The organism is Enterobacter hormaechei subsp. xiangfangensis (assembly GCF_001729785.1).
Lineage (GTDB): Bacteria > Pseudomonadota > Gammaproteobacteria > Enterobacterales > Enterobacteriaceae > Enterobacter > Enterobacter hormaechei_C.
In genome coordinates this window covers 3,779,092-3,791,289 of sequence record NZ_CP017183.1, presented here as the reverse complement: position 1 = coordinate 3,791,289, position 12,198 = coordinate 3,779,092, and the positions used below count along the sequence as shown (strand labels likewise).

Sequence of the window (12,198 nt, the reverse complement as noted above, 5' to 3'; positions counted from 1 at the left end):
GACGTAAAAAAAGCCCCGTGCGTTTATCGCCGGGGCTTTTTTATTGCGCCGCGAAGGCGCTGAGTTTTTCACGCGCAGTGTTCGCTTCTTGCACCATCCACGGGCTAAATGCCCACGGTGTGGCGTCCAGCGCGCGGAATAGCGCGTCCAGCTCCACCCACTGATATTCCATCACTTCATCTTCATTGATTGCGAGGGTATTCGTTACGCGGGCGGCATAGACCGGGCAGATTTCGTTTTCAACGATCCCTGACGGGTCGGCTTCACGGTAGCGGAACTCCGGGGCAATGGGGGTGATGTCTGTGATTTCGGCGCCGACTTCAAAGCGGCAGCGGCGGATAATCGCCTGCTCTGTCGCTTCGTCGGCCTGTGGATGACCGCAAACGGAGTTGGTCCATACGCCGGGCCAGGCTTTTTTACTTAAGGCGCGACGGGTGATCAGACATTCTCCGTTAGCGTTAAACAGCCATGAAGAGAAGGCCAGGTGTAGCGGGGTGTGTGACGTGTGCGCGGCGTACTTCTCCTGAGTGCCAATCACTTTTCCCTGGTCATTTACCAAAATAACGTGTTCTTGAATACTCATTGATGCTCCAGTGCCAAAATGCTTAATGGTTCAGCACCATCAGCGGAATTATTATACTGCATTCTTATGCGAACGGTTTGGCCCACAGAGCGGAAAAGGGCATGACCCGCATCAGTTTGGGCTGCTATCATAGTGCGCCATTCACGCTGACCGAGGAGCTGTTTTGTTTGCAGGAAGCCTGACGAGAAACCCGATCATTGCCGTTTTCTGCCTGACGCTGACGCTACTTGTAGCAGGATGCTCGGGGAGTAAATCTTCGGATATGGGCAGTTATTCCGGTGCAGTCTATACCGTTAAGCGCGGGGACACGCTCTACCGTATCTCACGCGCCACGGGAACCAGCGTGAAGGAGCTGGCGCGCCTGAATAATATTTCTCCACCGTATACTATTGAGGTAGGGCAGAAGCTCAAGGTAAACGGCGGTTCTTCCTCAGGGAAAAAGTCCTCAACGCGTAAAACAGCCAAAGTCACGCCATCCTATCAGGTGCCTAAATCATCCTGGCCGCCGGTCGGTCAGCGCTGCTGGATCTGGCCTGCAAGCGGAAAAGTGGTTGCGCCGTACTCGCTCTCGGAAGGTGGCAATAAAGGTATTGATATCGCTGCCGCACGCGGTACACCGGTTTACGCTTCAGGGGCCGGGAAGGTGGTCTATGTCGGTAACCAGCTTCGTGGATACGGTAACCTGATCATGATTAAGCATGGTGAGGACTACATTACGGCGTATGCGCATAACGACACGATGCTGGTCAATAACGGGCAGAACGTGAAGGCGGGGCAGAAGATTGCGACCATGGGCAGTACCGGGACGGATACGGTGAAGCTGCACTTCCAGATCCGCTATAAGGCTACAGCCATCGATCCGCAGCGTTATCTTCCGGCGCAGGGCAGTAAGCCGAAGTGCTAAGTGATTATTTAATCGCCACTTAGTGGGGTAAAGGCTTGTATGAAGAGGCGTAAGGTCTATAATGCCTTACGCACCTCAAAGCGGGCGTAGTTCAATGGTAGAACGAGAGCTTCCCAAGCTCTATACGAGGGTTCGATTCCCTTCGCCCGCTCCAGTCTCCTCATAAATTAACAAGTTATAATTTATCAGTTAGTTACTTTGCTCCGCTTTAGCAGGTACAACTAAAACTACCCAATGTTCTATGCCCGTATCTGGCGTCGCGTGACAGGGTCTGTAGTACAAGGAAACATATCATCCACGCTGGCGGTGGTTCCAGTTTCTTACCGCGACAGCACAACAACGAACTAAAAGCCGCATATCTGGCATAACTCCCGAAAACAGGTTTATGGTGATAACGTACCTACAAACGACATGTAGGATCTATCAGCGTTTCAGCCACGCTCCCGCAAGGGTACACGGTTATCCTGATAAGGTGTGATCCCTCTGACAGTCTGATGTTGTCGCCTAACGGCTCCACTTGTTGCTGTATCACCAACGGGGCTTTATGGCTTCTATTGTCTGAAATCTGATTCATTGGACAAACATCATGTGGATTGCTGTAAAGTTCATCAGTATGATTGCTTGCACAATCAGCGATTGGGAAAACACTTCTGGGAGATAAGGGACGAGACGATATGAAAGTGACTGATGAGGCTTTGTTACGTTCAGGGTTTACGCAGCCCGAATTGCAGAAGATAAAAAGCAACATTGAAAAATATGGAGGAACGCTTGGAGAGGCCATAAATGACCTCGCTAGGCGATTTGTTACCTTGGCGGGAGTGGTGGCTGTGTGTGCCTTAATCCTACTGCTACTTATCGTCTTCAGCTCACCTGATAGAGCAGTTGCATGGGGGCTGGCGATGATCTTTGGGGTTGCCATTATGTCCTTCGCGCAGCCGCCGGTAATTTCCTATAAATCCTGGCGTTACCGAAAAACTATCAAGGATTAACTGGTTCCATTTTCGGTTGTCAATAGATCGAAAATCACTTTTGCTTTAACACCATAACCGACAATCTTCATTGTTAGCTTAGGAGTGCTCATTGTGCTGACTTTGCGATAGTAATCGTGTGGAAGCCAGCGAAATAATCTCCAGGCTCCAGTTTTTCGAGCGAGTCCTACAATGCTGTACACACTGGCACCGAGAGTAACACCATTATAGAGAGCCAAGCCCGTGTTAGGATTAAATCCCATGAACTGGGCCGTATGCATCGCGGAGTCAGCAATGATACCTTGCGAGGGTTTATGTCCTTCTGGCTGATCAAAGTTGAGCACTTCTTTCGTTAATCCGTTCATTCCATCGGCAATCAGGACTGCCCCAGCCAGCATACCAATCGGCCCCATAGTGGATAACATCATAAAGCCACCAAAGAGAACCACGCCTGATAGCACCACGTTTACGGCGGATATAACATAACCGACGATTTTATTATTTTCCTTAACAAACTCGACCTTCGCGTAAAGCTGTGCGGCTCTGGTTCTTAACAGGCGTTCTTGTTCGTGTAGATTATCTGTTTCAGCACGCAGATTTTTGATGCATGCAATGCATTCTTCATCGGTTTTAGCTCGTCGTGCTGTTTCAAATTCTTTATCTACAACCTGTTTTATCTCTTCGACAAACTTGATACGTGTAAGACCATCTTGCAAATAGAATGCTGACAGCCGGTTTGCTGTTTCGACGAGTTTCCGGGCCTCTAGATTCACCATGGTATCTGACCATGTTCTGTTCCAGGCCCTGTTAAGCAACGCAATATCCATTAAAGACTCCTTCCCAAAATGTGTCTGGTCATTTTAGGTGCAATAAGGTCGAAGACCATAGGAAATACTTTCACAACCCACCCCCGTGGGTGTCCCGTCTCTTTATCCTCCCAGTTTACTTCCTCCTGCTTAAAATATCCCCGGCTCTATTATAGATCCGCTGAGTGGAACGATTAACCGCCTAATAATTTCACTGGATCTGCATGAAATATTCTGGTGTTGCCACTGCGTCACACCGCTTTGCTTACGCTGCAATTTGCCTCGCTTTATTGCAACAGGCACAAAGCTCTCTTTTCGTAGTAAAAAGCCTTCTTTTGCTAAACAAGGAATCACCCATGGCATAACACGCTAAGTTGCACATTTCCTGTACCCTGGATACCCTGAGATTAATCCTAATAACTCAAGGGTGAGTATGGCTACCGGGAAGAGAAAGAACCAAAAGGAATCACCTGAAGAAGAGTTAGATCGCTTGCTGGATGAGCTTGAACTCACAGAGGAGCAACGGGAGTTTATCGAATCCATGCGGGAGGATAAGGGCGATCCCAGTAGTGAGTAACGCTTGCCTTCAGCCGAACGAATACGAATGGCCGCATAACGGCATTGTAAAGATTTTTTCTCCTCACGAGGGCTTTCCGTCAGCGTCGATGGCTCAGCGTACCGTGCCAGAAATTGTCCTGAAATGATGCGGTATTCAGACCGGATCGAACTACTATTCATTATGATTTATCAATGCATTATACCCTGACCATGTGCATGTAAAATCGCGGAGCCGGGAGAGTTGACGGCAATGTAAAAGAAATCATGAGGAAAGAAATATGGCTGCTACAAACGGTATGATTGATACTGATGACGCTGTAATTTTACTCATCGACCATCAGAGTGGCTTATTCAACACGGTACGTGATGTGCCTGTACCAGACCTTCGTAATTATGTGACAGCGATAGCCAAAGTTGCCACGCTTTTAAATATCCCGGTGATCACCACGGCCTCTGTTCCTGACGGTCCCAATGGCCCGCTCATCCCGGAAATTCACAAATATGCACCCCATGCCGTGTATGTTCCACGCACCGGGCAGATTAATACCTGGGATAATCCGGCGTTTGTGAAGGAAGTGGAAAAGACGGGCAGAAAGACCCTGATTATTGCCGGCACGCTCACCAGCGTCTGCATGGCGTTCCCTGCGGTTAGCGCTGTCCAGGAGGGGTATAAGGTTTACTGTGTTGTGGATGCCTCGGGGAACTGGTCCAAAATCGCGACCGATACCACCATCGCGCGCGTGGCTCAGGCGGGGGCGATCCCTACCGATACGTTTGCCATTGTCGCTGAATTAATGAGAACCTGGAACCGCGAGGAAGGTTCTCGCTTTGCTGAGATCCTGGCAGAGCATGTCTGTCCGGAATATAAGTGCCTGATTGAAAGTTTCGGCAAAGCTCAGGAAATTGCCAGAACGGGCCCGGAAACCAATCTGGAGCATTATAAGTAAGTCCTAATAAACCTGTATAAAAGTTGCTGGATTTTATCGTCCTGTACCTGAGCGTATTACAGGTGCAGGACGTAGCGGCGTCGTATTCCGGACGTCGCTGAATTGTCAGAGATATTAAGAGGGGCTGAACCGCGCATAATTTAAAATTAAACCCTCTTTCTTTTTACGTAATCAATCGCCCCTGTTATATCTGTCGGCAAATTTTTTATTTCCCGGACCACAGATGAAAACACGACTCCTCCTGTGCGCTGGCGTATTAGCAGCCTCCAGTGCCCATGCCAGCGCCCTCTATTTTTATGAAGCCGGCACCGAAGATACCGCGCTTGCCGGAGCAGGGCAGGCGGCTCGTGCGCAGGATGCCTCGACAATCATGACCAACCCGGCTGGCATGACGCGCTTACCGGATCATATGGTCACTGGTGGGTTACAGGTTATGGATGGCTCCATCGACAACCAGCTGGATAACGATGCCCATCAAAGCCCCGGCGATGTGATGAAAACCATCCCGAATGCCAGCGCCTTTTATAGCCAGAAGGTGAACGATAATCTTTATGCCGGGGTCGGGCTTTACGGTAATTACGGCCTGGGGATCGACTACGGTAGCTGGGCGGGCGACAGGTTGATTAAAAAGAGTACCATGGTAGCCATGACGCTCAGCCCCTCGCTGGCCTATAAGCTTAACGACCGTCTTTCGATTGGCGCGTCCGCCAACGTTAACTACGGTTACTTCTCGCTGACTCGCAGCGTTAACGATGATGACTACCAGCGACGCGATGAAGACCTGGCCATGAGCTATCGGCTTGGGCTGCTGATGCAGCTAACTGACCAGACCCGAGCCGGTATTACCTGGAACAGCGAAACGGACTACAGCTTCAATATTGACGGCAACGCGCGTCTACAGAACGGCACCTACGACCTGCCGTTGTCGGCACAGATCAGCGCGCCGCAGCAAATCATGCTCAGTCTGGTGCATGATATTAACCCGCGGTGGTCGGTTATGGGCGATCTCGGCTGGCAGGACTGGAGCCAGTTCGGCGCGCCGCAAATCGTCGTCGGGGACCAGCAGCTGAACAACGTCAGCCGCCTGAAGGACACGTGGCACGGTGCGGTGGGCGTGCAGTATCGTCCAACGCCTCAGTGGCGACTGAATGCCGGTGTGGCGTTCGACAGCTCGCCGTATGAAAGCCAGAGCGATGTGGCCTTAACCTTACCTACCGGCGATGAGTGGCGATTTGGTACGGGAGCCCAGTATCAGATTACCCCGGCCAGCAATATTGGTATTGCCGTGTCGTATCTTCATATGCAGTCGTCGCATGTGAAATCGCCGGTGGCGTTTGCCGGAAGTTACGACCATCCTTATCTTTGGTTTGCCAGCGTCAACTACAGCTATCAGTTTTGATCGGCTAACCGCTTAAAATATATGGTCTATAATGGCAGATATTGAATGTCTGAAGGTTGTACCATGCATATTTTACCGCCTGTTCGACCCGAAAAATCCATCGAACGACTGACCGCCATCCTTGAGCCGATAGCGGAGAAAGTGCACGTTGTTCCGCGTAAGCGACTCACCTGGTTACGGAAGGGGAAACAGCAGATGTACCTCTTTCTGGAAGGGGAGTTATCCCTGCTGCGGGCTTCGGATGGACTGGTGGTAGTGACCGTTTACGAGCCGCATTTGTTTGGTATTGCAGAGATGATCCAGCCTACGCAGGGGCATCTTCTCCGTGCGGAAAGGGAGTCGACTATTTTACGTCTCGATGCGGACAAGGCGGCTGAGTTGTTTCGCGCCGAGGGCGTCTGGGAGGATGTCGCCGCGCTGCTTTCATACCATACGGCCTATTTAATATTTCGTGATGCACAGGTACTCCAGCAGCGTACCTATTCCGTTATTCGTAACCACCTTCAGGAAATGATTTTGCTCCCGGAAGAGACGCGTCTGCGTACCACGATTCTGGAATATATTCAGGATCGTACGCTGCTCTCTCGCAGCAGTATACTCAATGTATTATCCGCCCTTAAGCAGGGAGAATATATCTCCTTTAAGCGCGGCGGATACCTGCTTGAAGTCAGACATTTACCCGAATCATTCTAGCGGAAGTTTAAAATTAAACAGAAATGGAATTAACGCTGCCGTTAATTTTCTATATCGTTTGCTTTCTCAGATTTAACTTTATCAAGTAAACGGTATTTTTATGAAAAAGACAGTTATCGCATTGATTGTGGCTAATGTATTTACCGCCACTTCCGCCTTCGCCGCCGCGGATGCGGGCACCTGGTATAGCGGGGCGAAATTCGGCTGGTCTCACTATTTTGATACCAATATGGGTTCAAAAGCGTTTGAGAGCACGCATTCCGATCACTTCGATTTTGACCATGATAATGTCGGCGGGGGTGTTTATACGGGTTATCAGATTACCCCATGGCTTGCGGTAGAAGGTGGTTATGATTATTTAGGCAACATGCAGATTAAAGGCCAGCATGGCGCAGGGGCGCAAATGAAAACTCAGGGCCTGCAACTGTCTCTGAAGGCCAGTTATGCCCTGACCAATGACTGGGATATTTACGGCCGTGCCGGCGCAATGGGCTATCGCGCTGAATCCGATGTAAGTGGTCACAATCGTTTTGAAACCGGTGTGCGCCCGCTTGCTGCCGTGGGTACTGAATACGCCTTCAATAAAAACTGGGCGGGCCGTCTGGAGTATCAGTGGGTAAGCAACGTGGGCAATGTTAACCAGATCGGCGTGAGCAGCGACCTGAGTTCCGTCACCGCAGGGCTTAGCTATCGCTTTGGTCAGTACGACTGATGCCCGTGATATGCCCATTAATAAAAACCCGGCTGCTTAAGTTGCCGGGTTTTTTGTTTTCAGCTGGTGAATAACGGTTCAAGAACGATATGAATATTTTGCAGACCCGTGACATTATTATCTTTCAGATATTGCTGATTAACCATATCTAACTGTTCCAGTTTGGTCAGCGAGGCATAGACGCGTTGAACGGCACTGTCCGCAACAAAAATTTCTTTTGCGGTGGTGTCCTGTAGATACTGTGATTTTACGCTGCGCGTTAGGGTCTCGATCTGCTGTTTATTTTCCTGATAAAGAGACGCGATATGCGATATCTGTACCTGCGGCGGTTTTTCCCCCGGCAACACCAGTGGAATTTGCAGATGATTAATTTTTTCAACATTGTCTGGTTGGGGAGAACTACAGGCTGTTAATGTGCTGAGGGTTAATACAGCGAAAAAGAACGGCAGGCTCTTCATCGAATCACTCCGGGGAAATAACTGGACTCAGCATTATCCCTGAAGGCCGCAGCGACGAAAGAATTAACTTATTTATTTATAAACGTTAATTTCATAGGTTAAAGATAAGCCTGGTGATAGCCTCCTTTCCCCCCATGTACCGCCAGCGTGAATATAACTCCTCGAGGAAGTATGAAATTTAAAACTCTCGTTAGTGCGATGGCCGTTGCTGGTCTGCTATTAGTCTCGTTGACCTCATTGCCTGTCCTGGCACAAAAGGAAGGGAAGGGAGCCACTGCCCATACGAAAGAGATGAATGATGCACTTTATGGTCAACTGCCCTTCTTTGATAAGACCGATTTCCGAAATGCGCACAAAGGCTTTATTGCCTCGCTGCCACCCGCGGTGATTAAAGACGAAAAAGGCGCCGTTATCTGGAACCCCCAGAAATACGCTTTTATCAAAGAAGGGCAAAAAGCGCCGGATACCGTCAACCCGAGCCTGTGGCGTCAGGCGCAGCTGAATAATATTGGCGGTCTGTTTGAGGTCACGGAAGGCGTCTACCAGATCCGCAACCTCGATCTGTCGAATATGACGATTATAGAGGGCAAAGAGGGGATCACGGTTATCGATCCGCTGCTGTCTGCGGAAACGGCCAAAGCGGGCATGGATCTTTACGTTCAACATCGTGGCAAACGCCCGGTTGTTGCCGTTATTTATACCCATAGTCATGTCGATCATTATGGCGGCGTGCGTGGCGTGGTCGATGAAGCGGGAGTGATGACCGGCAAAGTGAAAGTCTATGCTCCAGCAGGTTTTATGGAAGAGGCGGTATCGGAAAATATCATGGCCGGAAATGCCATCAGCCGCCGTGCCAGTTATATCTACGGAAACCTGTTAAAGGCCAATGTAAAAGGTCAGATAGGAGCGGGTCTGGGGACGACCACCTCAGCGGGGACGGTCACGCTTATCGCGCCCACTCACGCCATTACCAAAGACGGGCAGAAAGAGATCATCGACGGTCTCACCTATGATTTTATGCTGGCGCCGGGGTCGGAAGCGCCGTCTGAAATGCTCTGGTATGTGGAAGAGAAAAAGCTGATTCAAGCAGCAGAGAACGTCACTCACACCCTGCACAATACCTACTCGCTGCGCGGGGCGAAGATACACGATCCGCTGGCATGGTCAAAGTACATCAATAACGCTCTCGATCGTTGGGGGGATAAAGCGGAAATTATTATCGCGCAGCACCACTGGCCCACATGGGGTAATAAGAAAGTGGTGAAGCTGATGAAAAGCCAGCGTGATATCTACCGCTATATCAACGACCAGACGCTCAGACTGGCGAATAAGGGGCTGACGAGGGATGAAATAGCCGCAAATTTCGCCCTGCCTTACGGACTGGCTAAATCCTGAGCAGGCCGTGGCTATTACGGCTCGGTAAGCAACAACGTCAAAGCCACCTATGTCTACTATCTTGGCTGGTTCGACGGCAATCCGGCGACGCTCGATGAACTGCCTCCGGTCGAGGCGGCGAAAAAGTATGTCGATTACATGGGCGGAGCCCGCGCGATCCTTGAAAAAGCCCGTGTCGATTATGCCCGGGGGAATTATCGCTGGGTGGCTCAGGTGGTCAGTAAAGTCGTTTTTGCCGATCCGAATAATAAGGCGGCGCGCGAACTGGAAGCCGATGCGTTTGAACAGCTGGGATACCATGCGGAGTCAGGGCCGTGGCGTAACGCCTACCTCACCGGTGCGCAAGAGTTGCGTAACGGCGTGAAGATAAAGCCGACGCCCAAAACCGCCAGCCCGGATGCGGTCCGTGCCATGTCGACTGAGATGATTTTTGACTACTTCGGCGTTCACCTTAACGGCGTCAGAGCGGCGAATGCCAGAGGTATTTTTAACGTTGATTTAGGCCGCGAGGGCGGCAGGTATAAGCTGGAGCTGGAGAATGGCGTGCTGAACCATAGTGCCAATATCCAGGCAGAAGATCCGGATGCAACCATTACGCTCAGCCGCGAAACGCTGAACAAAATCATCCTTAAGGAAACCACGCTGAAAAAGGCGCAACAGGCAGGAGAGGTGACGATCGTCGGCAACGCCGCGAAGGTAGACGAAATGCTGCGCTGCATGGAGAGCTTCAGTTTCTGGTTTCCTGTCGTCACCCCTTAAAAGTAAAAAAGGCTGCTTTCGCAGCCTTTTTCGTCAAATGACGCCGTCGCCGCCGTCTGAACACCAGACCTGCCCGGAGGTGTATGAACACTCATCCGAGGCCAGAGTGACATACAGCGGTGCGATCTCCACGGGCTGTCCCGGGCGTCCCAGAGGGGTACTCTCGCCAAAATGTTTCACTTTTTCCTGTGGCTGCCCACCGCTGGGCTGAAGCACGGTCCAGTAAGGTCCGGGCGCTACCGCGTTCACGCGGATCCCTTTCGGACCCAGCTGTTTCGCCAGCGCTTTGGTAAACACCGCGAGACAGGCTTTGGTCTGCGCATAGTCAAGCAGTACGGCGCTCGGTTTAACCGCCTGAACGGAGGAGGTGTTAATAATGGATGCAGGGGCTTTCATGTGGCGCAACGCCGCCTTTGTGATCCAGAAAGGCGCATAGACGTTGGTCTTAAAGGTCGCGTCAAAATCTTCCGTAGTCAGTTCTTCCAGCGACTCACGATACTGCTGGCGGCCTGCGTTATTCACCAGGATATCCAGCCCGCCCAGTTTTGAGACGGCCTGCTCCACCAGGTTCTGACAAAAAGTTTCGTCGCGCACATCGCCCGGAAGCGCGACGGCGTTCCGTCCTTCCGCTTTAATCAGGGTGATGACTTCCGCTGCGTCTTCTTCCTCTTCCGGCAAATAGTTAATGGCGACATCTGCCCCTTCGCGGGCATAGGCAATGGCTACCGCGCGTCCGATGCCGGAATCGCCCCCGGTAATTAGCGCCTTCTTACCGGCAAGACGTCCATGCCCTTTGTAGCTCTTCTCGCCGTGGTCGGGTACGGGTTCCATTTCTGAGGACAGGCCCGGCGGCGTCTGGGGTTGCTTCGGGAAAGGTGGCGTTGGGTAAGCGTTCGTACGTTGTTCATTATCACTCATAGCTAACTCCTTGTTAGGGGTGAGATTTGATGGATAGTTACAGCGTTAACGCTTCGCTGAATTATTTTTGCAAGTGGCTGACCCGGACTACGGGTGGGGATGATTTTTTATCGAGCGAGCCGCTAATACTGATCATGTTGTCAGGTTCCACGGTTCTGTCGTCAAATACGGCTTTCGGGATAATAACGTCGATTTTCCCGGTTTTATCCTGGAATACGTATTTATCGCCATTGCCATCAATAAGATTGCCGCGCAGTGAAATAGAGGCGCCATCATGCATCTCTTTCGCCTGAGTAATGGTCATAATGCGCGCATCATCGGTACCACGATAACCGCTGTCCAGCGCATGCGGCGGTGGTGGCGCGTCACCCTTTTGTAACCCGCCGTTATTATCTGCCCAGGCAGTAGGGATAATTAATATTAACAAGGCTGAAATCACTGATAATTTCATCTGATATCCTTCATTTTGGATGTCTTGACTTATTAAGTATTGTTGCTATTTCTTTATGTGGCAAATGTGATAAGTCTTAAAAGCATTTGCACAGAGAAATCAAAAATTTCGGCAATTAAGCGAAACGGTGACGACTGCCATGGAACCAAAAAATGAAAAAGTGCCTGGGATAAAAGAGAGTTATCGTTTACTGACGTTTGAGTACGCATTTCGTCAGGTGGGTTTTATTGTGCTGTTAGCTATTATCGTGGCGGCAATTGCCGGGCTTTTTTCAAGCGGTGTGGTCAGCGACGTGGAGAAAACAAACGATGCAAAATCCCTGACCCTGAGCTATGAGCGCTTCGGTCGCCGCCAGACCGAATCGCGGATGGCGCTGACGTTTCCGGTGACGTCTGAGGGGAAATATACCATCAGCCTGACCAGCGAAAGCAGCGACGCGTATGAGCCCGGCAGCGTCTGGCCACAACCGGACAGCATGTACAGCCGGGGGAATACCCTGTTTCTCGTCTACGATCGTTTACAACAGACCGATAAATTTACCGTTCTATTATTCATCACGCCGTCAAAAGCAGGGAAGTGGACAAACAGCATCCGCGTAAACAACGAGCCAGATATCCGTTTCTGGCAGTTTATTTACCCCTAGGAGT

Annotated in this window: 13 protein-coding genes, 1 tRNA gene and 1 pseudogene; 10 read left to right on the top strand and 5 right to left on the bottom strand. The window is 50.7% G+C overall.

Features of this window, described 5'->3' with window-relative positions; translation table 11 throughout:
- Window positions 1-40 precede the first annotated feature (40 nt).
- On the bottom strand, window positions 41-583 hold the full coding sequence (idi, locus tag BFV63_RS18065) for an isopentenyl-diphosphate Delta-isomerase (RefSeq protein ID WP_045342392.1): 543 nt from the start codon (window positions 581-583) through the stop codon (window positions 41-43).
- A gap of 163 nt (window positions 584-746) precedes the next feature.
- Between idi and actS the strand changes: the two genes are divergently transcribed.
- The 3 genes from actS (at window position 747) to BFV63_RS18050 (ending at window position 2,476) form a co-directional block, all read left to right on the top strand.
- Window positions 747-1,487, top strand: coding sequence for an amidase activator ActS (gene actS, locus BFV63_RS18060; RefSeq protein WP_022651807.1), 741 nt, complete (start codon window positions 747-749; stop codon window positions 1,485-1,487).
- Window positions 1,488-1,567: 80 nt separating this feature from the next.
- Window positions 1,568-1,641 (top strand) — tRNA-Gly (locus BFV63_RS18055).
- 520 nt (window positions 1,642-2,161) lie between these two features.
- Window positions 2,162-2,476, top strand: a complete 315-nt coding sequence (locus BFV63_RS18050; RefSeq protein ID WP_003862882.1) for a hypothetical protein — start codon at window positions 2,162-2,164, stop codon at window positions 2,474-2,476.
- On the opposite strand, the gene BFV63_RS18045 is transcribed toward BFV63_RS18050, so the two are convergent.
- Entirely contained in the window at window positions 2,473-3,282 is an 810-nt protein-coding gene (locus BFV63_RS18045) for a DUF4225 domain-containing protein (protein WP_048242032.1), read from the bottom strand. The genes BFV63_RS18050 and BFV63_RS18045 overlap by 4 nt on opposite strands.
- 412 nt (window positions 3,283-3,694) lie before the next feature.
- On the opposite strand from BFV63_RS18045, the gene BFV63_RS23260 reads away from it, so the two are divergent.
- The 5 genes from BFV63_RS23260 to BFV63_RS18020 all read left to right on the top strand — a co-directional run bounded on the left by BFV63_RS23260 (window position 3,695) and on the right by BFV63_RS18020 (window position 7,570).
- A complete protein-coding gene (locus BFV63_RS23260) occupies window positions 3,695-3,838 on the top strand; it encodes a hypothetical protein (protein ID WP_015571788.1) in 144 nt (47 codons plus the stop codon).
- A gap of 259 nt (window positions 3,839-4,097) precedes the next feature.
- Entirely contained in the window at window positions 4,098-4,766 is a 669-nt protein-coding gene (locus BFV63_RS18035; RefSeq protein WP_017382881.1) for an isochorismatase family protein, read from the top strand.
- A 223-nt stretch (window positions 4,767-4,989) separates the two neighbouring features.
- Window positions 4,990-6,165 (top strand): OmpP1/FadL family transporter, encoded by a 1,176-nt coding sequence (locus tag BFV63_RS18030; RefSeq protein ID WP_048242031.1) that lies wholly within the window; start codon window positions 4,990-4,992, stop codon window positions 6,163-6,165.
- Between the two features lie 63 nt (window positions 6,166-6,228).
- On the top strand, window positions 6,229-6,858 hold the full coding sequence (locus BFV63_RS18025) for a winged helix-turn-helix transcriptional regulator (RefSeq protein ID WP_003862875.1): 630 nt from the start codon (window positions 6,229-6,231) through the stop codon (window positions 6,856-6,858).
- Window positions 6,859-6,958: 100 nt separating this feature from the next.
- A complete protein-coding gene (locus BFV63_RS18020) occupies window positions 6,959-7,570 on the top strand; it encodes an outer membrane beta-barrel protein (protein ID WP_022651803.1) in 612 nt (203 codons plus the stop codon).
- A gap of 59 nt (window positions 7,571-7,629) precedes the next feature.
- Here the strand turns inward: BFV63_RS18020 and BFV63_RS18015 are convergent, their stop codons facing one another.
- Window positions 7,630-8,028 carry a KPN_03583 family lipoprotein gene (locus BFV63_RS18015; protein WP_023314790.1) on the bottom strand — a complete coding sequence of 133 codons (399 nt, stop codon included), beginning with the start codon at window positions 8,026-8,028 and terminating at the stop codon, window positions 7,630-7,632.
- Between the two features lie 171 nt (window positions 8,029-8,199).
- Here BFV63_RS18015 and BFV63_RS18010 point away from each other — a divergent pair.
- Window positions 8,200-10,182: pseudogene (locus BFV63_RS18010) on the top strand (alkyl/aryl-sulfatase).
- A 33-nt stretch (window positions 10,183-10,215) separates the two neighbouring features.
- On the opposite strand, the gene BFV63_RS18005 reads toward BFV63_RS18010, so the two are convergent.
- Together BFV63_RS18005 and BFV63_RS18000 are read right to left on the bottom strand one after the other, a co-directional pair.
- Window positions 10,216-11,100 carry an SDR family oxidoreductase gene (locus BFV63_RS18005; protein WP_048242029.1) on the bottom strand — a complete coding sequence of 295 codons (885 nt, stop codon included), beginning with the start codon at window positions 11,098-11,100 and terminating at the stop codon, window positions 10,216-10,218.
- 61 nt (window positions 11,101-11,161) lie between these two features.
- Window positions 11,162-11,551 carry a YdeI family stress tolerance OB fold protein gene (locus BFV63_RS18000; RefSeq protein ID WP_003862868.1) on the bottom strand — a complete coding sequence of 130 codons (390 nt, stop codon included), beginning with the start codon at window positions 11,549-11,551 and terminating at the stop codon, window positions 11,162-11,164.
- Window positions 11,552-11,690: 139 nt separating this feature from the next.
- Here BFV63_RS18000 and BFV63_RS17995 point away from each other — a divergent pair, with 139 nt between their 5' ends.
- Window positions 11,691-12,194, top strand: a complete 504-nt coding sequence (locus BFV63_RS17995; protein ID WP_048242027.1) for a hypothetical protein — start codon at window positions 11,691-11,693, stop codon at window positions 12,192-12,194.
- Window positions 12,195-12,198 lie beyond the last annotated feature (4 nt).